Genomic DNA, 21604 nt, shown 5'->3' with positions numbered 1-21604 from the left:
GCGAGATGCCTTCCCACGACGAACCCTTCAACCCTCCGTTGCCGGCGAGCGATCGCACCCAGTTTATGCCGCGACCGGGTGGACGCGCTCCGCAGTCTGCCGGTCGCGCTGATTCCTCACCGCCGCCACCACCGTTGTCGATGCCTGCTGCGCCTTTACCCACCGGGCAGGGGAAAGGTTTGAATCCACTGGAAGCCGCTGCGGCTCCATTGCTCGCATTGCTCACCCGACTGCGGAGCACCATCGCGCACCCGGCCCCCGCCAGCTTGCGCGCCCAGTTGCTCGCGTATCTGCGCCAGTTTGAAGAACGCGCCGAAGCGACGGGCGTGGTGCGCAATGAAGTGATGCTCGCGCGTTATGCCTTGTGTGCAGCTCTCGATGAGGCCGTACTCAGCACGCCATGGGGCAGCAGCAGTGAGTGGGGCAAGCAGAGCCTGTTGATTACCGTCCACAACGAAGCATGGGGCGGCGAGAAGGTGTTTAAGCTGTTGGAGCATTGCTTGCAAAGCCCACGTGAACGCCTGTATCTGCTTGAGCTGTTGTACTTGTGCATGTGCCTGGGTTTCGAAGGCCGCTATCGCGTCATGAACGATGGCCGCAGCCAGCTGGAAGCCCTGCGTGAGCGCACCGGCGCAGCGATTCGCAGGGCTCGCGGCGAGTTCGAACGTGAACTGTCGCCGCATTGGCGCGGGTTGGCAGTGGTACGAGATCGCTTGTCGCAGTTCATGCCGCCCTGGGTCGGCGTGGCAATCGGGTTGGCGCTGCTGTTACTGCTGTTGTTTGGGTTACGTCTCAAGCTGGCTGCCGATGCGGAGCCGGTGTTCAAACGCATTCATGCGCTGGGCGAGATTCCCGTGCAAGCCATCACGCCTGCAGTGGTGCAGCCCAGGGTCGTCGAGCGGCCTCGTTTGGCAGGGTTTCTGGTCGAAGACATCAAGGCTAACCGCGTGGTGGTTGAAGACGCCGTCGACCGATCGGTGGTGACTATTCGAGGCGATGAAATTTTCTCGTCCGGCAGCGCGACCATCGTCGACGACTTTCAACCGCTGATGCTGCGCATCGCCGACGCGATCCGCAAAGTCAAAGGTCAGGTACGGATCACCGGCCACAGTGACAACCGTCCCATCGCCACCCTTCGATTTCCCTCCAACTGGGCGCTTTCCCAGGCGCGGGCCGAGCAGGTTCTACAGATGCTCTCCGCCAAGACGGGCCAGCCGGAGCGTTTCTCCGCCGAGGGGCGCAGCGATACCGAACCGCTGGCGCCTAACACCACAGCCGAAGGGCGCGCAAAGAATCGCCGGGTTGAAATCACTGTAATGGCGGAGGGCGTCGAGTGAAGGCGTTTTTTGGTTTTTTCCTTCGCTGGGTCGTGCCGGTTCTTGGCCTGATCGCGCTGAGTCTGATCATCTGGTTCGTCGGTCCGCTGCTTGACGTGCTGGTGCCAGAAGGCCGGCGTTGGGCGTTGATCGTTGTGCTGTTCGTAGCATGGATCGTCTGGCGAGTCTTTCGCATTGTTCAGGCCCGACGTCATGCGGCAAAAGTGCTGGAAAGTCTGGCCGCAGAAGCAGCACCCGACCCTGCCAGTATCGCCACTGCTGAAGAGCTTGCGACCTTGCGCCAGCGAATGGACGACGCGCTCAAATTGTTGAAAAAAGCCCAACTGGGCGGTGACGAACGACGCAATCTCTATGAGTTGCCGTGGTACGTGATCATCGGCCCGCCGGGTTCGGGTAAAACCACCGCGTTGATCAATTCCGGCCTGCACTTTCCGCTGGCGGCGCAGATGGGTGCGGGCGCTATTCGCGGGGTCGGTGGTACGCGTAATTGTGACTGGTGGTTCACTGATCAAGCCGTGCTGCTCGACACCGCCGGGCGTTACACCACACAGGACAGCCATGCCCCGGTCGACAAAGCGGCCTGGCTCGGGTTTCTCGACTTATTGAAAACCCAACGCTCGCGGCGACCTGTCGATGGGGCCTTCATTGCCATCAGCCTGTCCGACCTTTTGCTGGGCAGTGAGGCTGAGCGCACCGCACACGCCGTGGCTATTCGGGCGCGGATACAAGAGCTGTACAGCCAGCTTGGCGTGCGTTTCCCGATCTACGTGATGCTCACCAAGCTCGATCTGGTGCCTGGCTTCATGGAATTCTTCGACGCCCTGAGCAAGGAGGAACGTAAGCAGGTCTGGGGCATGACGTTCGCCCTTGATGACGGCAAGCATGCCGATGGCCCGCTCGCGGACTTTCTCAGCGAGTTTGCGATGCTAGAACAGCGGCTGAGTGCGCGTCTGGTGGAGCGCTTGCAGCAAGAGCGCGATCCGGCTCGGCGGGATCTGATCTATGGGTTTCTGCAGCAATTCGGTGCACTCAAAGAGACCCTGAAGACCTTCCTCGACGGTGTGTTCCAGCCCAATGCGTTTGAAGACCGCGCGTTGCTGCGAGGCGTTTACTTCACCAGCGGCACTCAGGAAGGCAGCCCGATTGACCGTTTGATCGGTGCGATGGCGCAGAGCATGAATCTGGACCGCCAGCATTTGGCGCGGCAGACCGGAACCGGACGCAGCTACTTCATTGAAAAACTGTTTACTGCGGTGGCGTTCGCAGAGCGTGGGCTGGTAGGCGTGAATCCGAAAGTCGAGCGCCGACGCAAATGGCTCGCCCGCTCCGCATTGGCGATGACCGTCGCGGCGGTACTGCTGGTCGGCACGCTCTGGGTGATCAGCTATCGCGCCAACCAGGCTTACATCACTCAGGTCAATGAGAAAGTCGCGCCGCTGGGGCTGAGCGTGGAGAGCCTGAGTCCGGCTCAGCGTGACGTTCTGGCCGTGCTGCCTTTGCTGAACGCCGTGCGCGGTCTGGCAGGCGACCCGCCGGGAATGTCGCGGGGCCTGGGGCTGTATCAGGGCGCCATGCTGGAGGCCGAATCCGGCAGCGTGTATCGAAAGCTGCTGATCGCCGTGTTCGCCCCGCGTCTGGTTACACGCGTGGAAGAGCAACTGCGCAGCGGTGGCAGTTCGGATTTCCTTTATGAAGGGCTGAAGGCCTACCTGATGCTTGCTGACCGCGATCACTACGACGCCGATTTCATCAAGGCCTGGGTCGCGCTGGACTGGGATCAGAGTCTGCCCCGTGATCTGCCGCCTGATCAGCGTCAGGCATTGGGCGAGCATTTGCAGGCGCTTTTCGAGCGCCACCCGCCGACTGCGCGTCTGGATCAGCGGCTGATCGATGACTTGCGTCGGCAGTTGCAACAATTGCCGGTTGCGCAGCGGGTGTATGACCGGGTGAAGCGGCAGAAACTGCCGGAGAGTGTCCCGGCTTTCCGAATGACCGACGCCGGCGGGCGTGACGCCGCGCTGGTGTTCGCACGCAAGAGCGGCAAGCCCTTGGGTGACCCGTTAAGTGGTTTCTTCACGGCCAAGGGTTATCGCGAAGTGTTTCTGGCGGCGAGCCTGAGTCAGGCCGGAACGTTGGCGGAAGAGCAATGGGTGTTAGGACTGGATCGTGCGGATCAACAGAATGCCGTAAGCCTCGCAGGCGATGTACGTCGCTTGTACTTCCAGGATTACCAGCGTCACTGGGATGCGTTATTGGCTGACGTCGATTTCGTGCCGATCACCAGCGTGGCGCAGGCTGCCGACGTGCTACGGGTGATCTCAGGCCCCGCGTCTCCGCTGAAAAAACTGTTGGTGGCGGTCGCCAAAGAAACCAACCTGCAGCAGGAAGACAAGCTGCTGGCCGAGCAAGGCAAAAAGGTTGAGGGCGGAGTCGATCAGCTCAAGCAACGACTGGGTTCGATACTGGGACAGGAGCACGCGAGCGCTTTCGCAACGCCTGCCAGTGTCGATGACCCTTTCTCCTCACACTTTGCCGAGCTCAACGCTTTTGTCAGCCAAGGCGAGGGTGAGCCCGCTGCTATTGATGGTTTGCTGGCTGACATGAACGCCTTGTACGTGCAGGTCAGTGCGATGGTCGGTGCCAGCGGCGAGGCGTTGCTGGGCGAGGCAAAGAACTCGGCGAGCGCAGCGGCCACTCGGGTAAACCTGAATGCCGACCGACAACCGCCTGCGGTGCGAGGGTTGATCAAATCGGTTGTCAGCTCGACGACCAATACCATGATGGGCGGGGTTCGCAATCAGCTGAACGCAGCATGGGTCAGCGATGTGGTGAGCGTTTATCGCCAATCGCTGAGTGGCCGGTACCCCCTGGCGCCGGGTAGCGCACGTGATGCCACACTCGACGACTTCGGCCAGTTTTTCGGCGTCGGCGGTGTGATGGACAATTACTTCCGCAAGTACCTGCAAAGCTACGTCGATACGTCTGCCTCAGCCTGGCGATGGCAGCCGGGTGCCGCACAAAAGCTGGGGATCAATGCTTCGGTGCTGCAGACGTTCCAGCGCGCGGCCGCTATCCGCGATGCGTTCTTCCGCTCTGGCGGGGTACAGCCGACCGTACGATTCGAGCTCAAGCCGGTGGCGATGGACGCTTCGATCACGCAATTTCTGCTCGATCTTGACGGCCAGCAGATCAGCTACGACCACGGCCCAAGTCGTCCGGTCGCGATGCAGTGGCCTAACCCTGACAGTATCGGCGTCGTACGCCTGTCGATTTCACCACCTGCCGCCAGCGGTCGTTCGGGTATCACCCTGGATGGCCCGTGGGCCTGGTTCCGTTTGCTGGAGCGATCAGATCTGGTCAGCGGCGGGTCGCCTGATCGCTTCAACCTGCGGCTGCGCGTCGACAACGCCAGTATTTCCTACGAGCTACGTGCCAACAGCGCTTTCAATCCGTTCAAAAGCCGTGTGTTGAGCGGCTTCAGTCTGCCGGAGCGGTTATGACGACGCTTGGTTTTTACGGCAAGTTGGCCAGTCGCGGCGACTTTGTCAGTCGCGGCTTGCCGCAGAGTTTTGTTGAACCTTGGGACGCGTGGCTTGCGGCCGGATTGCATGTCAGCCAACAACAGCTCGGCGCGGACTGGCTCGACGCTTATCTGGTGAGCCCTCTGTGGCGTTTTGTGTTGGCGCCCGATGTGTGCGGCCCGCAAGCCGTAGTGGGTGTGTTGATGCCAAGCATCGACCGGGTCGGGCGTTATTTTCCGCTGACCATCGCGCAGACCATTGAGCCTGACCAGTCCCTCGCGGCGTTGGTCAGTGCGCCTGAATGCTGGTTCGAGCAGGTCGAAGCCCTGATGCTGGCGACGCTGGAAGAGGACACCGATTTTTCAGCCTTCGACGACAGTGTTTCCGTGCTCGGTTTTCTGCCGACGACTGCCTGTGAGCCCATCCATCTTTTCGCGGGGCTGCAGCGCACTGGCGCGAGTGACCCACAAGCACGTCACCGGGCGCTTGCCGAAACCGCATGCGTGGGGGCCAGCCTTTGGTGGGGCAGGGGCTGCGAACGTATTGCTCCCGGACTTATGCGCTGCCCGGGGCTGCCTGATGCCGCCGAGTTCGGCAGTTATTTGCTGGGACAAGGAGCATCAATCTAGATGTCCGCACTGCCTGAAAGTATCCGTTACCGCTCTGCCAGCTATAGCCATGTCGGCCTGGTGCGCCAGATCAATGAAGACGCGTTTCTGGAATTACCTGAAAACGGCGTGTGGGCCATCGCCGACGGCATGGGCGGGCATGCAGCGGGGGATTATGTCGCGAGTCTGATCGTCGACAGCCTGCGTCACGTTTCGCCATCGGAATCGTTGGCGATTTACACCTGTGCACTGCGTACCGCACTGATCCAAGTGAACGCGGCGGTGCGAGAAGAAACCCTGAGGCGCGAAGTCACCCTGATGGGCAGCACCGTGGTGGTGCTGGCGGCTCAGTCTAATCAGGGTGTTTGCCTATGGGCGGGTGACAGCCGCCTGTATCGGCTGCGCGATGGCAAATTGCAGGGCATTTCCCGGGATCACAGCTATGTGCAGGAGCTGCAGGACAGCGGTCTGCTCAGCGAAGCCGAAGCCCGCGTGCATCCGCGCGCGAACTTCGTCACCCGTGCCATCGGCGTCGAAGACACGCTGGACCTGGCGATGGTCAATCTCGACGTTCAGCCTGGCGACACCTATCTGCTGTGCAGCGATGGCCTCAACAAGACCGCAGAAGATCGCGAAATTCGCGATGTGTTGGGACATGCCGACCCCTATCAAGTGGTCCGCAGCCTTGTGCATCTGGGACTGACTCGGGGTGCCCCCGACAACATCACGGCCATCGTCGTGAAAGCTTCTTGAAGACCCACGCTATGGACATATTGATCCCTGGATTCGACATAGACGGCGAGGTTGGCGAAGGCGCCATGGCCACCGTTTATCTCGCCACGCAGCGCTCGCTTGAGCGCAAGGTCGCGCTGAAAATCATGGCTGCGACGCTGGCTGCCGACCCTACGTTCTGCGAGCGCTTTCTGCGTGAGGGCAAGATGCTGGCAAGGCTGTCGCACCCGCATACCGTGACCATTCATGACATCGGCAATGTTGGCGATCTCTTTTACATGGCCATGGAGTACCTGCCCAACGGCACGCTGAAAGAGCGAATCGCTGCGGGCATGAGTACCGACCAGAGCCTGACCTACGTGCGCCAGATCGCCTCGGCACTGGGTTATGCCCATGCGCAAGGGTTGGTCCACCGAGATGTGAAACCGGCCAACATTCTGTTTCGCGCCAACGGTTCGGCCGTGCTGTCGGACTTCGGTATCGCCAAATCGCTGGATGATCGAACGCAGTTCACGCAGGCCGGTTTTGCCGTGGGTACGCCGAGCTACATGAGCCCGGAACAGGCACGTGGCCTTGAGATAGATGGACGCGCAGATTTGTATGCGCTGGGTGTCGTGCTCTACGAAATGCTGGTCGGCAAACTGCCTTACAACGGCACCGACGCCCTTTCCACGGCGCTCGCACACTTGACCGAGCCGCTGCCCGAGCTGCCGATTCACCATGGACGCTACCAGCACATTCTCGCTCGACTCCTGGCCAAGGATCGTGAAGACCGGTTTGCCGATGCGGCCGGGCTGATTGCCGCGCTGGACCATCTGCCTCCGGAAAACCCGGACGCGACCATGGTGCGCTCGCTGCCGTCGCCGTCGACCGACATGCCTGGTCGGCCGTCCACGGACGAGCTGGGTGGCTTGACGCCTGTGTCTATCGACATTCCGGCGACTTCCTCCGGGGCCCCGGATCCGTTGGTACACCCAGAGCCCGTGCGCGTATCTTCAAATACGTCCGAGCAGCGCAAGGGGCCGGTCATCGCACTGCTCGCGGTTGCCGTGGTCGCTGCATTGGGTTTGGGAGCGGGTGGTTACGGGTGGTTGAGTGCCGACAATCCGGCTGTGGTACCGACGGCTTCGGTCACGCCGAGCCAATCGGTTGTCGCTGACACGCCGGTCGCTCTGATCTCCAGCGTGGTGCCCCCATACAACACGTCGTCCGCTGGATCGCCCGCTACGGCTAGTTATTCATCCGTTCCGGATGCCGATGGAGGCGATCGCCCGCTGCTGATGGCGAACAAGAAAACACTGTTTCAACGCGTCTTGAGCAAGCCTGACGCGCGTCTTTCTTCCGACGCAGGGGCCTTGGCGGGCGAGTCGTCGCTTCCGGCGTTCTCGGTGCTCTATGTCTACCAGCGCAAAAACGTCAACGGCGTTCCATGGCTGCGCGTCGGGGCCGCCAGCGACGGGCGTAGCGAGGGGTGGTTGCCAGCGGAGCAGGTCAGCGAGTGGAAGCAGAGTCTGGTGCTGACATTCAGCGAGCGATCGGGCCGCTCTCCAGCGATGTTTCTGCGTGAGCCGAGTCAGTTGGAGCGGCTGTTAACCGATCCTTCTGCTGCGAAAAAGCTGTTGCTCAATGCGCAAAAAAACGAAGACGACACGCATCAGGTCCTGGCCCTGGAGCCCGTAGCCAAGGCTGTTCCGCAACGTCAGTTTTACCTCTTGCCGATCTTCGACGCCAAAGAGACCTTTGACCAGAACGGACAGCCCGTTCAACTGCTGAACGTGGCCTCCATAGATCCAGGGACCGCCCCGCAAAGGAACGCGTCCGGCGAGCGAATCAAGGCGTCCGCAGGTAAGGACGTGTTCCGCACAGGCGTGGTGCTGGTCGTGGACACATCGGTCTCGATGCAGCCGTACATCGATCAGGTCCGAGACGTCATCGCCGAGCTGCAAAACCAGATCGCCAAGCGGGGCGAGCTGGACAACGTCAGCTTCGGTCTCGTGGGCTTTCGCAATAACGTCAGCCAGACGCCGGGTCTGGAGTACATCAGCAAAACGCTCATTACGCTGGACCAAGGCCGTGATCCCAAGCGCTTTCTTGAGCTGGCTAGCAAGGTCAAGGCCACCCATGTCTCCAGCCATTCGTTTAATGAAGACGCTTTTGCGGGCGTGATGCAGGCCGTGAACGGCATGGACTGGTCTGGCTATGGCGGTCGTTTGATCCTGCTGGTGAGCGATGCGGGGTCGTTGCGCAAGAACGACCCTCACAGCAGCACTCAGATGAATGAGGCCGAGGTGCGACAAGCCGCGCTGGGCAAGCAGATCAAGATTTATGCGCTGCATCTGAAAACCGACGCCGGCATCAGGAACCACGCATTCGCCGAGCAGCAGTACCGCACGTTGACCGCGGACGCGAACCCACAGATTGGCGATCTCTACGTGCCGGTGCCGGGTGGCGATGTGCAGAAGTTCGGTGAGCGCGTGTCCGAGATCGGCTCGGTGTTCGCCGATCTGGTTCAACAGGTGCGCAGCAATCAACCGCAAGTTACTCCGTCGTTACCCGCCGCGCCGTCGGTGGCCGATAAATCAGCCGCGATTGGTTACGCCATGCGCATGGATTTCCTCGGTCAGCAGTCCGGCGTACGAGCGCCGCAGCTGGTCAGTGCCTGGACCGCCGACCGCGACCTCACAAATCCCGCGCTTCCTGCGTTTCAGGTGTGCGTAATGCTGAGCAAATTGCAGCTCAACGACTTGCAGCAATCACTGAAGCTGATCGTTGACGCTGCGCGCAAGACACAAAGTTCGCCCAAGGATTTCTTCCAGGAAGTCGCCAGCGCCAGCGCCTACATGAGCCGCGATCCGTCGGGGTTGCGCAAAGGCGGCAACCTTGCACAAAGCGGTGTGCTGGGCGAATACCTGGAAGGGCTGCCGTATCGCAGCAAATCGCTGAGCATGACGCAGGATCTGTGGTTGTCGTTGAGCGTGGCCGAACAGGAAGACTTCATCGACGAGCTGGATTCGAAGATTCGTCTCTATGAGACCTTTCACAACGACCTCGCCAACTGGGTCCGTTTCGGCGATGCCGAGCCGGGTGATGCGTTGTACCGCGTGCCATTGTCGACGCTGCCGTGATGTTGAGCCTGCGAGACGTGCGCAAAACGCGAGGCGAAGGCAGCCAGCGTTACAGCCTGGTGATTCCGTATCTGGAGCTGGCTGCGGGTCGGCAACTGGCGTTGGTGGGCCCGAGCGGTTGCGGCAAAAGTACGCTGCTGGATTTGTTGGCGCTGGTGCTTTCACCGGATCAATCACACCGATTCGACGTCTTGGACGAAGAGCACCCGGTCGATATCGCCGCTCTCTGGCGCGATGCGAGACAAAATCGTCTCGCCGAATTGCGCAGTCGGCGGATTGGCTACGTGCTGCAAACCGGCGGTCTGTTGGGTTATCTCGACGTTCGCGCCAACATCGACCTGTCCCGCAAGTTGTTGGGGATGAGGGATGACGGCAGCGTAGAGCGACTGGCGACACACCTGGAAGTCAGTGAGCAACTCGACAAAAAACCTCGAGCGCTGTCGGTGGGGCAACGTCAACGCGTGAGCTGTGCCCGTGCTCTGGCGCACAACCCCCGATTATTGCTGGCGGACGAACCCACTGCGGCCCTCGACCCACTGAATGCCTCGCGCGTCATGCACTTGTTGTTAAGTCAGGCCCGTGCCCAAAACGCCTGCTGTGTGATCGCGACTCACGATGAGCATCTGGCTCGGCAAGCCGGTCTGCACAGGCTGCAGATCACCTGCGTTCGCGACGATGACGGTGGCGTTACCGCGACGCTGGAAGGTGACCATTGATGCGAATCGCACTGGTGGCTTCTCTCGCCTGGCAGGATTACGTCGCCGATGCTCGATTGTCGGCGTGCACGGTCTTGGCACTGGTGGCGGTGGTCGCGCCGCTGCTGGTGCTGTTCGGCTTGAAATCCGGATTGGTGGGCAGCCTGACGGAGCGCCTTGAGCGTGACCCGCAGGTGCGTGAAGTGATTCCCATGGGCGGCGGGCGTTTCAATGCCGCTTTTGTTGAGGCGCTGGCACGCAGACCAGACGTGGCGTTTGCCATCCCTCGTACCCGCCAGATTGCCGCCACGGCCGACCTGTCGATGCCGACACAGGCTCAAGTGGTAGGCGTCGAGATGATTCCCACAGCGATAGGTGATCCGTTACTCGGTCAGGTGGCGGCGCCGGCGGGACTGGATCGGGTGGCGCTCAGCCAGACCGCTGCCGAGAAACTGCGGGCCAAGCCTGGCGACGTGGTCGAAGCGACGTTTAGCCGTCAGCTTTCAGGCCAGCGCCAAGCGCAACGGACTCGGCTGTACATCACTTCGGTGCTGCCGCTGGAGGCATTCGCGCGCGACGCAATCTTCGCCCCGATGGCGCTGCTGGAGGCCGTGGAAGATTACCGCGACGGGCGCGCGGTGGAGGCCTTTGGCTGGTCGGGCAATGCCCCTGCCGTCGATGGACAACGCATCTTTCCCGCATTTCGTCTCTACGCCCGCAGCCTTGATGACGTCGATCCGCTGCGGGTGTATTTCGCCGAAAACCATGTGCTCGTCTCGACACAGGCGTCCGCCATCGCTCAGGTGAAGTCCTTGAGTCGCAACTTGTCCATCGTCTTCTGGATCATCGCCGCGCTGGCGATGGCGGGGGCCGTAGCAGCTGTGTTCGCGGGGGCTTTGGCGGCGGTGGAGCGCAAACGGCGTGAGCTGTCGGTGTTGCGGCTGCTGGGCTTCAGCACCGGATCATTGCTGCTGTTCGTGGTCCTGCAAGCGTTCTACAGCGGGGGGTTGGCAACGGTGGTCAGCATGGGGCTTTACGGTCTTGCCGAGCAGGGCATCAACACACTGTTCGTGCAGATACCGGGTGAACACGCCAGCCATTTGCAGGCACGTCATTACTGCGTGGCTGCATTCGCCGTGCTCAGTGCCAGCGCGCTGGCGGCGGCACTGGGTGGCTGGCAGGTGGCGCGTATCGAAGCGTCGGAAGGAATCAGAGATGTTTGAGTTACGACGGACGTTCATTGTACTGGCGTGCGGTGCCGCCCTGGGCTTGTCATCCCTGACGATAGCGGCTGACGGCGACACGCTGGATAACCCGAAACCGCTGGCAGATGACGTCGTTCTGCCGCTGCCGTGCGACGGTGAGATGGTCTTTCGCTACGTCTATGTCCTGGCCCAAGGCACGCTGGATGACCGTGAGATCAGCCTGGGTTACCCGTTCAGCGAAGGCGAAGCGGGCTATAAACAGTCGTTCATTGCCGGCTATCGTCGGGACTTCATCAACGGCCAGTTCACGCTCAACGATCTGTCTGCCGACTGGCGCAAAACCATCCGTCCTCAGTTACCCAAAACCGACGCGGCGACACCGCTCAAACCAATGCTGTATTTCATCGGCAAGTATGAGGTCACGGCACGCCAATATGCACAGGTCATGTCTCAGGCCCAATCGCTCGCCAGTGGCGAGCCAGCTTCCACCTGCGAAGCGCCCGAGGGCATGGTCGGACGCTTGCCCAAGGTCAGGCTGTCGCGCTTCGAGGCCGAGCGTTTTTCGGCGGTGTACAGCGCCTGGTTGATGAAACACCACAGCGATCTGTTGCCCGTGAGCGGGCGCGCAAAAAACGATGACGATGGCGGCGTCGCCTTTGTGCGGCTGCCGACCGAAGTCGAATGGGAGTACGCAGCGCGTGGCGGCCAGGCCGTCAGTCGCCAGGAGCTGGAAGGGCGTTTGTTCCCGCGTCGGGTCGAAGGCAGCGAAGAGGACGGGCCGCTGGGCGACTGGGCGGTGTTCAATCAGGTCGCGGGCGGTACGGGACAGGCGGCCCGGTTGATGCCCGTGGGTACGAAACGGCCCAACCCGATCGGCCTGTTCGACGTCATTGGCAACGCCGCCGAAATGGTCCAGGAGTCTTTTCAGCTGGTGCATGCGGGGCGGCGGCAGGGGGCGTATGGGGGCTTTGTCGCCAAGGGCGGCAATTACCTGGAAGGCGAGGGCACGCTGTTCACTGGCATGCGGCGCGAATACCCGCTGTTCGCGGCCGATGGGACGGAGCAGCGCAACGCAACGACGGGGTTTCGAGTCGCCCTTGGCGCACTTTCCGCACCTCGCTCACGCTACAAGGAGCTTTTCGAGCAATGGCAGAAAGAGGGGCGTCTGGCCTCGTTGACCGATGCCATCGACGATGCTCAAGACCCGACCCAACGTCTGGACAGCATTATTTCCAACAGTACTGATGCCCGGCTGCAAGCCGAGCTGGGTCTGGTCAACGAAGAGCTCAAGCGCAATGTGTCGCTGATCGCTCAGCAGCGTGAAGAGGCGGCGGGCAACCTGATTCAGTCGTCGGCGTTGGTGGCTGAAACCATCAACAACTACAACATCCGCCTGACCAACCTCAGAAAAAGCCGGAAGCAGGCCGTCGACGCCAAGGACGAAGCCAGCGCCAGGCTTTTTGCCGTGGCCCTCGAAAACGGCAGCAGCGCGCTCGATGGCGCCGTGGCCATCTACATCGACAACCTTGCCACCGGAACCCGCTACACCGACGCGGTGATCCAGGCGCAGTTCCAGCGCGTGAAAGAAGAGCTCAATCGCAAGCCCGTACTGGGGAAGAGCCTGGTGGCCCGCGCCACATTATTCGTTCGTCACGTGGGGCGTTACCGCCAGCAGAGGCGCGCGGACCCACAGACGATTTTGAAGGAGTTGCTCGCGTCGGCCGCTCAGCCATGACGGCCGCCATTCAGCGAGCGTAAAGGGAGTCCGGACGGTCTTTGCCGCGCCGGCGTTGTAAAACTAAAAAGAGAGCATCACCATGCAGTTATCCCGTAAACCCGTTATTTCGACCCCCAAGTGCCGTGGGCTGTTGTTGGTGGCCGCAGGATTTGGCTTCGTACTGATGACGGGATGTGCCAGTTCGCCCGTCTCCAAGGTCGGCGCCAGCACCAAAGTCGCTTATTACCCAAGCTGCTACGAGCCGGTGCAACACTTGCGCGACACTGATTCGGACACGACCAAGTCGGTCTTCGGTGGCGCGGCGGTGGGCGCTTTGGGCGGTGCGTTGGCCGGTGCGCTGGTGGGCAGTTCCGAGGATCGCGCACGCAATGCCGCCATTGGCGCTGCAGGCGGCGCACTGGTCGGTGGTGCCGCCGGTTATTACACCGAAAAGCAGAAGCAGATTGCCGACGACAACCAGCGTATTGGCTCCTACGCGACCGATATCAACAAGAGCGCTGCCGACATCGACCGCAGCACGGCGTACGCCAAGGCATCGCAGTCGTGCTATCAGAACGAATTCACCCAGCTGCTCTCGGCGCGCAAGGCCAAGACCATGGACGACACCGAAGGCCGCAAGCGTCTGGCTGAAATCGTCGCCGGTCTGAAAGAGTCCAACGACCTCATCACGGCGGTAAACGGCCGCGCGGGTGAAGACCTCAGCAACTACACCCAAGCCTATGAAAAAGACCTGCAGAACGTCGGCGTTCAGCGTACTGACGTCGCCACCGTCGCGGCTGCGGATACAACGTCTGTGACCACCAAGAGCAGCAAGAAGAAGGCCCCCGTGAAGAAGAAACTGCCGAAGGTGCCTCAGGAAGCGGTCAGCACCGAGAAGACGTTGCAAGACGCCAAAACCAAGCAGGCTGTCAGCCAGCAGGTTGCAGCGACCGGTCAGTCGCAAGTCAACGCCATGTGCAAGAACCCGGACCTCGGCGACTGGGCCCCAGTGCCTTGCCCGAACGTTTGATATAGCGAGTCAGTGCTTCACTACAGGCCCCGCTTGATGAGCAGGGCCTGTCTATCAGGGCGTGTGAAAGCCGGGCCCAGCAATTACCGCAAGGAATTGACCCAAACGGGGTGGGCGTCTGTGCCTGTCCCGTAATCTTGCTCGGGAAAGCTGGCGAGTGTCGGAGAGTTCTCTAACCTACGAGCATGAATCCTCGCGTATTGCCGGACACTACCTCTATGACTGTCACCCCCTGTCTTCGTGCTCTGCCGTTCCTTGTCGTTTGCCTGTCGCCTTTTTCCGTGGCCCAGGCCGCCACCTGCAATCAATACGAACCCGCCGATGCAACCCTAAGCGGCACCCTGACCCGTCAGGTGTTTCCCGGCCCTCCGGGATTTGAAGACGTGGTAACCGGTGATGAGCCGCAAGTGGGTTTCTATCTGTCGCTGGCCGAGCCGCTGTGCATGAAAGGCAACGAAAACGAGGCCGACATCGACGTCGAAGACAACGAGACGCTGGTGCAACTGGTTCTTCAACCCACTGATTACGACAACCTGCGTCCGTACCTCGACCAGCCCGTCGTACTCAAAGGCACACTGTTCGGCGCCGTCACGGGCTTTCACCACACGCAGGTCTTGATGCAGCAAGTGCAACTCATGAGCGGCATGGCCGGCGCGCCGGTCGACTGCGAGCTGCTCAACCAGAAAGTCGGCATGCACGAAGAAACCTACAGCCCCTCGCTGCAGGGCAAGATCATTGGCGGCAAGGCCTGGGTCTACCAGGCACCCAACCCGACGTGCACGAGCAAACGGGAGTTTCTCGCCCAAGGCACGCCGGTCAGCGTGACCGTGATCGCCAACGGCGGCTGGGTGCTTGCTCAATACACGGCCGAGGGAGGAAAGCCCCAGTCGGTGTGGCTGGATCAGGCGCAGGTGGTGTTGGGGTTGGGTGATGCGGAGGAATAGTGTTTTCAGCGCACGCCGCACCGCCGCACCGCAGAAACAAAAAAGCCCGCACATCGGCGGGCTTCTTTATATCGGGCAGATTCTCAGAACGTCTCTGACGACCTGAAATCAAAAATGGCGCACCTGGCGGGATTCGAACCCACGACCCCTGCCTTCGGAGGGCAGTACTCTATCCAGCTGAGCTACAGGTGCAACGCGGGCGCCATGATACTCATCTGGCCTGCGTGCGTCCATGCTGGCGAGTCACTGTTGTCGATTTCACACGTTTCTGGATGTTGGAGGGGGCGTTGATCCGAATTTTTCGCCGATGCGACGGTTTGCGTTCTTTTTTTCGAACGGACTATTGTCCTTTACCCCTGTAGTCCCTAGGATTCGTTTGAGATTTCAAACGCTCCCGTTCGATCACCCGCGCTTTTCGCGATCCGTGCGTGCGGGGCCCGGCGAATGTTTTCCTGACGGCAGCCTCGGCTGAGGCGCCTTTGAATAATCAATAATTCGCTCCGCCTTGCGCGGTGCTGTTTAGGAGGCCGACATGCAGCTCAAAGATTCGAAGTTGTTCCGCCAGCAGGCGTACATCAATGGCGCCTGGGCCGATGCCGACAGCGGCCAGACCATCAAGGTCAACAACCCGTCGAACAACGAGATTCTGGGCACCGTCCCCAAGATGGGCGCAGCCGAAACCCGCCGTGCCATCGAAGCCGCTGATAAAGCCTTGCCCGCCTGGCGTGCGCTGACCGCCAAAGAGCGCGGCAGCAAGCTGCGTCGCTGGTTCGAGCTGATGATTGAAAACCAGGATGACCTCGGTCAACTGATGACCCTGGAGCAGGGCAAGCCGCTGGCCGAAGCCAAAGGCGAGATCGCTTACGCCGCTTCCTTTATTGAGTGGTTCTCTGAAGAAGCCAAGCGCGTCTATGGCGACGTGATTCCTGGTCATCAGCCGGACAAGCGCCTGATCGTCCTGAAGCAACCCATCGGCGTGACTGCCGCGATCACCCCGTGGAACTTCCCGGCTGCGATGATCACCCGTAAAGCCGGTCCAGCGCTGGCTGCCGGTTGCACCATGGTCCTCAAACCCGCGTCGCAAACCCCTTACTCTGCACTCGCGCTGGCTGAACTGGCCGGGCGCGCGGGCATTCCGGCGGGCGTGTTCAGCGTGGTGACTGGCAGCGCGGGCGACATCGGCTCCGAGCTGACCAGCAACCCGATCGTGCGCAAATTGTCGTTCACCGGCTCGACCGAAATCGGTCGTCAGCTGATGGCTGAATGTGCTCACGACATCAAGAAAGTCTCGCTGGAGCTGGGCGGCAACGCGCCGTTCATCGTGTTCGACGACGCGGACCTGGATAAGGCCGTCGAAGGGGCGATCATCTCCAAGTACCGCAACAACGGTCAGACCTGCGTTTGCGCCAACCGCATCTATGTACAGGATTCGGTCTACGACGCATTCGCCGAAAAATTGCAGGCCGCTGTGGGCAAGCTGAAAGTCGGCGACGGCATGACCGAAGGCACCACCACAGGCCCGCTGATCGATGAAAAAGCGGTCGCCAAGGTCAAGGAACACATTGCTGATGCACTGAGCAAAGGCGCGAAAGTGCTGAGCGGTGGCAACAGCATGGAAGGCAACTTCTTTGAACCGACTATTCTGGTTAACGTGCCCAAAGACGCAGCTGTGGCCAAGGAAGAGACGTTCGGTCCGTTGGCGCCTCTGTTCCGCTTCAAAGATGAAGCTGAAGTGATTGCGATGGCCAACGACACCGAGTTCGGTCTGGCGTCGTATTTCTACGCGCAGAACATGAGCCGTGTATTCCGTGTGGCCGAAGCGCTGGAATACGGCATGGTGGGTATCAACACCGGCCTGATCTCCAACGAAGTCGCGCCGTTTGGCGGTGTCAAAGCGTCGGGCCTGGGCCGTGAAGGCTCCAAGTACGGCATCGAAGATTACCTGGAAATCAAATACCTCTGCCTCTCTGTTTGAAGCCACTGCGCTCGGTGAGGCTGTGTTGGCAAGGTTCGAAAAAATACTCATTGGCTGGAGCCAACTCCGTGTTTTTTGAACCTTGCCGCCTTGCCTGACCGTCGCTCGCTACGCTTCAAAGTGACGGAAGATATTCAACCTGCGAGGCGCGAGAGCGACGTCCCGCAGGTGTTTGTAGCACCAAAACCCATTTGGTGGCCGGGAGGCCGCGACAGTCGATCATCGTATGCTGCCGCTGTTGACCCCCGCTGCTTGATCCTTGAACCACGCCGCCCGATGAGCGGTGAATGAGGAAACCATGAGCAAAACAAACGCATCCTTGATGAAACGCCGTGAAGCCGCTGTTCCGCGTGGCGTTGGTCAGATTCACCCGATCTTCGCCGATCACGCGAAGAACGCTACCGTTACCGACGTTGAAGGCCGTGAGTTCATTGACTTCGCCGGTGGTATCGCGGTACTGAACACCGGTCACCTGCACCCGAAAATCGTCGCTGCCGTGCAAGAGCAACTGACCAAGCTGACCCACACGTGCTTCCAGGTGCTGGCTTACGAGCCGTACGTTGAGCTGTGCGAAAAGGTTAACGCCAAGGTCCCGGGCAATTTCGACAAGAAAACCCTGCTGGTCACCACCGGTTCCGAAGCGGTCGAGAACGCCGTCAAGATCGCTCGCGCAGCCACTGGCCGTGCTGGTGTGATTGCTTTCACCGGCGCTTACCACGGTCGCACCATGATGACCCTGGGCCTGACTGGTAAAGTCGTGCCTTACTCCGCAGGCATGGGCCTGATGCCAGGCGGCATCTTCCGCGCGCTGTACCCGAACGAGCTGCACGGTGTGAGCGTTGACGACTCCATCGCCAGCATCGAACGCATCTTCAAGAACGACGCCGAGCCGAAAGACATCGCGGCCATCATCATCGAGCCTGTTCAGGGCGAAGGTGGTTTCTACGTGGCGCCGAAAGCGTTCATGGCTCGCCTGCGCGAACTGTGTGACAAGCACGGCATCCTGCTGATCGCTGACGAAGTGCAGACCGGCGCTGGCCGTACCGGCACCTTCTTCGCGATGGAGCAGATGGGCGTTGCTGCCGACCTGACAACGTTCGCCAAATCCATCGCTGGCGGCTTCCCGCTGGCCGGTGTGTGTGGCAAGGCCGAGTACATGGACGCCATCGCTCCGGGCGGTCTGGGCGGCACCTACGCCGGTAGCCCGATTGCGTGCGCGGCTGCGCTGGCGGTCATGGAAGTCTTCGAAGAAGAGCACCTGCTGGACCGTTGCAAGGCTGTCGGCGAGCGTTTGGTCACCGGTCTGCGCGCCATTCAGGCGAAATACCCTGTCATCGGCGAAGTCCGAGCATTGGGCGCCATGATCGCGCTTGAGTGCTTCGAAAACGGCGACACACACAAGCCAAACGCTGCGGCAGTGGCTCAAGTGGTTGCCAAGGCGCGTGACAAGGGTCTGATCCTGCTGTCCTGCGGCACCTACGGCAACGTTCTACGCGTGCTGGTTCCACTGACCTCGCCGGACGAGCAGTTGGACAAAGGCCTGAAGATCATCGAAGAATGCTTCGCTGAAATCGCCTAAATCGCTGAGGTCACAATTGATCAAAATGTGACCAAATCGTTAGAAAAAACCTGCTTCGGCAGGTTTTTTCGTTTATTGACGTCAGAAAATTCGCTTTTGGTCTGTCTCAGGCGCCGGTCTTTGACTAATGTACGGAGACTGATGCCGGAGAGTCATGATGACCGTCGTAGAGGCACCTGCTGTACCTCGCGTGTTGATTGCCGAAGCGGACCCATGGACTCGCGAGATGCTTAGCGAGTTGGTGCTGGATGTGCGTTGCGATGCACAACTGGATGTGTGCCCGGACGGCAAGCAGGCGGTCGAGCTCATGCGCGGCTTCATTCCCGATCTGGTGATCGCCTCTCGCGAACTGCCAGGCGTCGATGGCCTGGCTCTGCTGCGTGGCGTGCGAATGCTCAAACGTCAGCCTCCCGTGCGTTTTATTCTGTTGAGCAGTCGCAACGACAGCGCCAGTGTGCGCGAAGCCGTGCAACTGGCGCCCACTGCCTATCTGACCAAACCGCTGAACATGGACAGCCTGCGCCAGCGCCTCACGATCCTGCTCTCGCCCGACGGCGCGCACGTCGCCTGCGCGGTGCCTGCACTGGCGCCGGGCATGGGTCTGGATGCGTTTCTGGACAAGCGCCGTGAGCTGGCCGACGGCGGCCCGCTGTACGTCGATGTGCGCGACGTCATTGCACGCAGCCGCACACCGGCAGGCGTCGACCTCAAAAAGCTGGAGCTGGAACTGATCAATGACCCGCACGTCACGGCTGTCTTGATCGCGGCCGCTAACAGCGCTTCGCAGCATCAGGGCAAACCGCAGCAGACATTGGCACAAGCGCTGGCGACGTTAGGGGCTACGCAAAGCGCGAACCTGGTTCAAGGTCTGGCGCTCAAGCGCGGTGCGATATTGACCGACCCCGCGCTGATCCTTCAGGCCAGTCAGATCTGGGATGTCTCGCATCGTACGGCCGGTTACGCGCGGATTCTGGCCCGCACCCTGGACCTGGACCACGAGCGTTGCTATTGCGCAGGGCTGCTGAGAGGGCTGGGTGATCTGTCCGTGATCCGCTGTCTGCAAGAGTGGGTTCATGCCGGCGGCACGCTGGATGACGTCACCATTGCGCATGCGCTGGAACAGTACGCGGCGGCGTTCGGTTCGGCGCTGCGCACGCGATGGCGCCTGCCTCTGGAGCTACGTGAACTGATCGCAGCGGTCTATCAATACAACACCGGCGTCTATACCCGCGAAGTGCTGGCGATGAACCTGGCCGGGCAGATGGGACGGCTCGGAGAAGAAGACCCGCTGGAAGCACTCGCCAAGAGCAAGTCTGCGCGGCTGCTGAAGATCAACGTGTCGGATCTTGAGAGGGTACGCAGTAAGCTGGTGGCTTGATGCGACGACAGATCGCTCATCCGTTTCGGCAGAAAACTCGTTCGCGAGCGTTTTGTGTGTGAAATTTCCATCTGCTGTCAGTTGGCACGTCTGACTTTTCTTTCGGAAATGCCTGACTTTTATCAGCTGATCTCCTCCCTATAGTTGCGTCGCTGCAACTATCTGATCAAGAACGAGGGGAGATCCACATGAAGAAAATATGGACGTTGGCGGCAGTCGCCACACTGATCGCGACCACCAGTGGCTGCGTGAGCTACAACGTAAGCCAGCCCGCAGCGCCGCTTTCGGGCGAAGTCAAAACCGATCTTAAAGCCGACGTGAAAGTGGGCGAAGCCATCAGCGGCGAATCGTCCACCAACATTCTGTTTGGCTGGCTGGCGTTGGGCGGCGATAACCAGTTCGCAGACGGCGTGACCTATGGTGCAGCCGGCGGCTCCTCCATGGGCCTGCCACTGCCTGATCCGGTGTCGAACGCCAAGGCCGCTGCGGCTTACAAGGCTGTGAAGTCTTCAGGTGCGGATCTGCTCGTCGCCCCTCGTTATGAAGTCACCGTCAACGACTACTTCATCTTCAAGCAGGTGAACGTCAAGGTCACCGGCAACAAAGGCAGCATCAAGAGCATTCGATAACGGCTGGACGGCAGGCGGTGGTGTGGACAGCAATCACCGCCCGCTTTACACCAATACGATCTGATTCTTGCCCTGACGCTTGGCCTGATACATCGCCGCATCCGCACGGGCGAAGAGGGCTTCCAGGCTCTGGTCCTGATTGCCCAGATTGGTCAGACCCTGGCTGGCCGTGATGCCGAAGCTTTTGTCGTCACGCTGGAACGACAGTCGCTGAATTTCCCGTTGCAGGCGCTCGGCAATCTGCTTGGCCATGTCCGGCGCGCAGCCCGGGAACACCGCCGCAAACTCCTCCCCGCCAATACGTCCGAACAGATCGCCACGGCGCAACGTCTTTCGTCCGCACTCTGCAATGCGCTGCAGCACGATGTCGCCTTCCTGGTGACCGTACGTGTCGTTGACGAGTTTGAAGTCATCCACATCCAGAAGAAGAAACGCCATCGGCGTGCCTTGCAGACGGGCCTGTTCGAATTCGCGTTGTGCGCACTCGAAGAAGTGCCGGCGGTTGCTGCTCTGGGTAAGCACGTCGGTGGTCGCCAGACGCTGGAGTTCGTCTTCGAGCTGCTTCTTCTCGGTGATGTCTTCGGCGATGCCGACCACGATCAGGCGCTGCCCGTGCTCGGCCTGATGACTGACAAAACATTTATCGCTCAGCCAGCGCACCTGGCCGTCGGCCCGGATGATGCGGTACTCGCGGTCCTCGATGGAGCCCTTTTCCAGCACTTCACTGAGGCTGCGCTCGGCGTAATCAAGGTCGTCCGGATAGATGCTGTCGCGCCATTCGCCGAAATCGGCCAGCAGCAACCCGGCCGAACGGCCAAAGATACGCTCGTAGGCGGGGCTGACGTAGATCATGCGCTGGGTCTGCCAATCGAACGCCCACAGCACGGCGTTGACGCTGACCAGCAAGGAACTGAAGAGCTGTTCGCGCTCGCTCAAGCGCGCCACTTCCGCCTGGGCGTGCATCAGCGCCAACAGGGTTTCTGCTGCTGCGGGGATGGCGTTAGGGGGTGTCTGATTGTCCATGAGCACTGCATCTCAAAATAAGGTGCGGCGCACAGCCACAACATCTCCACACAGCATAGTGCGAAGGTGCTAGTCAGATAGATTTAGTGGCATGAAGTTCCGACAG

Annotated in this window: 15 protein-coding genes and 1 tRNA gene; 14 read left to right on the top strand and 2 right to left on the bottom strand. The window is 60.7% G+C overall.

From position 1 onward, the window contains the following. The first annotated feature begins 5 nt into the window (after positions 1-5). The 10 genes from BLS87_RS10835 (at position 6) to BLS87_RS10790 (ending at position 14914) form a co-directional block, all read left to right on the top strand. Complete coding sequence (locus tag BLS87_RS10835) at positions 6-1337, top strand: DotU family type VI secretion system protein (protein ID WP_074752478.1); 1332 nt, start codon at positions 6-8, stop codon at positions 1335-1337. Continuing rightward, on the top strand, positions 1334-4837 hold the full coding sequence (gene tssM, locus BLS87_RS10830; RefSeq protein ID WP_074752477.1) for a type VI secretion system membrane subunit TssM: 3504 nt from the start codon (positions 1334-1336) through the stop codon (positions 4835-4837). Before BLS87_RS10835 ends, tssM begins: the two co-directional genes overlap by 4 nt. Next, positions 4834-5487: a type VI secretion system-associated protein TagF gene (tagF, locus tag BLS87_RS10825; protein ID WP_074752476.1), complete on the top strand. Its 654-nt coding sequence runs from the start codon at positions 4834-4836 to the stop codon at positions 5485-5487. Before tssM ends, tagF begins: the two co-directional genes overlap by 4 nt. Beyond that, positions 5488-6219 (top strand): PP2C family protein-serine/threonine phosphatase, encoded by a 732-nt coding sequence (locus tag BLS87_RS10820; RefSeq protein ID WP_074752475.1) that lies wholly within the window; start codon positions 5488-5490, stop codon positions 6217-6219. An 11-nt stretch (positions 6220-6230) separates the two neighbouring features. Beyond that, positions 6231-9323, top strand: coding sequence for a serine/threonine-protein kinase (locus tag BLS87_RS10815; protein WP_074752474.1), 3093 nt, complete (start codon positions 6231-6233; stop codon positions 9321-9323). Further along, on the top strand, positions 9323-10039 hold the full coding sequence (locus tag BLS87_RS10810; RefSeq protein ID WP_074752473.1) for an ABC transporter ATP-binding protein: 717 nt from the start codon (positions 9323-9325) through the stop codon (positions 10037-10039). Before BLS87_RS10815 ends, BLS87_RS10810 begins: the two co-directional genes overlap by 1 nt. Beyond that, positions 10039-11241 (top strand): FtsX-like permease family protein, encoded by a 1203-nt coding sequence (locus tag BLS87_RS10805; RefSeq protein WP_074752472.1) that lies wholly within the window; start codon positions 10039-10041, stop codon positions 11239-11241. Before BLS87_RS10810 ends, BLS87_RS10805 begins: the two co-directional genes overlap by 1 nt. Continuing rightward, entirely contained in the window at positions 11234-12958 is a 1725-nt protein-coding gene (locus tag BLS87_RS10800) for a formylglycine-generating enzyme family protein (RefSeq protein WP_074752471.1), read from the top strand. Before BLS87_RS10805 ends, BLS87_RS10800 begins: the two co-directional genes overlap by 8 nt. 82 nt (positions 12959-13040) lie before the next feature. Next, a complete protein-coding gene (tagQ, locus tag BLS87_RS10795) occupies positions 13041-13970 on the top strand; it encodes a type VI secretion system-associated lipoprotein TagQ (protein ID WP_074752470.1) in 930 nt (309 codons plus the stop codon). 218 nt (positions 13971-14188) lie between these two features. After that, positions 14189-14914 carry a DUF4431 domain-containing protein gene (locus BLS87_RS10790; RefSeq protein ID WP_074752469.1) on the top strand — a complete coding sequence of 242 codons (726 nt, stop codon included), beginning with the start codon at positions 14189-14191 and terminating at the stop codon, positions 14912-14914. A 115-nt stretch (positions 14915-15029) separates the two neighbouring features. On the opposite strand, the gene BLS87_RS10785 is transcribed toward BLS87_RS10790, so the two are convergent. Then, a tRNA-Arg gene (locus BLS87_RS10785) sits at positions 15030-15106 on the bottom strand. A 340-nt stretch (positions 15107-15446) separates the two neighbouring features. Between BLS87_RS10785 and gabD the strand changes: the two genes are divergently transcribed. The 4 genes from gabD to BLS87_RS10765 all read left to right on the top strand — a co-directional run bounded on the left by gabD (position 15447) and on the right by BLS87_RS10765 (position 20475). Beyond that, positions 15447-16889 carry an NADP-dependent succinate-semialdehyde dehydrogenase gene (gabD, locus tag BLS87_RS10780; protein WP_074752468.1) on the top strand — a complete coding sequence of 481 codons (1443 nt, stop codon included), beginning with the start codon at positions 15447-15449 and terminating at the stop codon, positions 16887-16889. Between the two features lie 298 nt (positions 16890-17187). Further along, positions 17188-18468 carry a 4-aminobutyrate--2-oxoglutarate transaminase gene (gene gabT / locus BLS87_RS10775; protein WP_074752467.1) on the top strand — a complete coding sequence of 427 codons (1281 nt, stop codon included), beginning with the start codon at positions 17188-17190 and terminating at the stop codon, positions 18466-18468. A gap of 157 nt (positions 18469-18625) precedes the next feature. Next, positions 18626-19846: an HDOD domain-containing protein gene (locus tag BLS87_RS10770; protein WP_074752466.1), complete on the top strand. Its 1221-nt coding sequence runs from the start codon at positions 18626-18628 to the stop codon at positions 19844-19846. A 188-nt stretch (positions 19847-20034) separates the two neighbouring features. Then, on the top strand, positions 20035-20475 hold the full coding sequence (locus tag BLS87_RS10765) for a hypothetical protein (RefSeq protein WP_074752465.1): 441 nt from the start codon (positions 20035-20037) through the stop codon (positions 20473-20475). A 45-nt stretch (positions 20476-20520) separates the two neighbouring features. Here BLS87_RS10765 and BLS87_RS10760 read toward each other — a convergent pair whose 3' ends face one another. Further along, positions 20521-21498 (bottom strand): GGDEF domain-containing protein, encoded by a 978-nt coding sequence (locus BLS87_RS10760; RefSeq protein WP_074752464.1) that lies wholly within the window; start codon positions 21496-21498, stop codon positions 20521-20523. Positions 21499-21604: the final 106 nt, after the last annotated feature.

It is taken from the genome of Pseudomonas abietaniphila (assembly GCF_900100795.1).
GTDB lineage: Bacteria > Pseudomonadota > Gammaproteobacteria > Pseudomonadales > Pseudomonadaceae > Aquipseudomonas > Aquipseudomonas abietaniphila.
The sequence above is the reverse complement of the archived record's forward strand: the minus strand, read 5'-3'. Positions and strand labels throughout refer to the sequence as shown.

Excerpts from the sequence above, each read along its gene's own strand:
- BLS87_RS10835 (WP_074752478.1), top strand. The coding sequence starts at position 6 with ATGCCTTCCCACGACGAACCCTTCAACCCTCCGTTGCCGGCGAGCGAT.
- tagF (WP_074752476.1), top strand. The coding sequence starts at position 4,834 with ATGACGACGCTTGGTTTTTACGGCAAGTTGGCCAGTCGCGGCGACTTT.
- BLS87_RS10820 (WP_074752475.1), top strand. The coding sequence starts at position 5,488 with ATGTCCGCACTGCCTGAAAGTATCCGTTACCGCTCTGCCAGCTATAGC.
- BLS87_RS10815 (WP_074752474.1), top strand. The coding sequence starts at position 6,231 with ATGGACATATTGATCCCTGGATTCGACATAGACGGCGAGGTTGGCGAA.
- BLS87_RS10810 (WP_074752473.1), top strand. The coding sequence starts at position 9,323 with ATGTTGAGCCTGCGAGACGTGCGCAAAACGCGAGGCGAAGGCAGCCAG.
- BLS87_RS10805 (WP_074752472.1), top strand. The coding sequence starts at position 10,039 with ATGCGAATCGCACTGGTGGCTTCTCTCGCCTGGCAGGATTACGTCGCC.
- BLS87_RS10800 (WP_074752471.1), top strand. The coding sequence starts at position 11,234 with ATGTTTGAGTTACGACGGACGTTCATTGTACTGGCGTGCGGTGCCGCC.
- tagQ (WP_074752470.1), top strand. The coding sequence starts at position 13,041 with ATGCAGTTATCCCGTAAACCCGTTATTTCGACCCCCAAGTGCCGTGGG.
- BLS87_RS10790 (WP_074752469.1), top strand. The coding sequence starts at position 14,189 with ATGACTGTCACCCCCTGTCTTCGTGCTCTGCCGTTCCTTGTCGTTTGC.
- gabD (WP_074752468.1), top strand. The coding sequence starts at position 15,447 with ATGCAGCTCAAAGATTCGAAGTTGTTCCGCCAGCAGGCGTACATCAAT.
- gabT (WP_074752467.1), top strand. The coding sequence starts at position 17,188 with ATGAGCAAAACAAACGCATCCTTGATGAAACGCCGTGAAGCCGCTGTT.
- BLS87_RS10770 (WP_074752466.1), top strand. The coding sequence starts at position 18,626 with ATGACCGTCGTAGAGGCACCTGCTGTACCTCGCGTGTTGATTGCCGAA.
- BLS87_RS10765 (WP_074752465.1), top strand. The coding sequence starts at position 20,035 with ATGAAGAAAATATGGACGTTGGCGGCAGTCGCCACACTGATCGCGACC.
- BLS87_RS10760 (WP_074752464.1), bottom strand. The coding sequence starts at position 21,498 with ATGGACAATCAGACACCCCCTAACGCCATCCCCGCAGCAGCAGAAACC.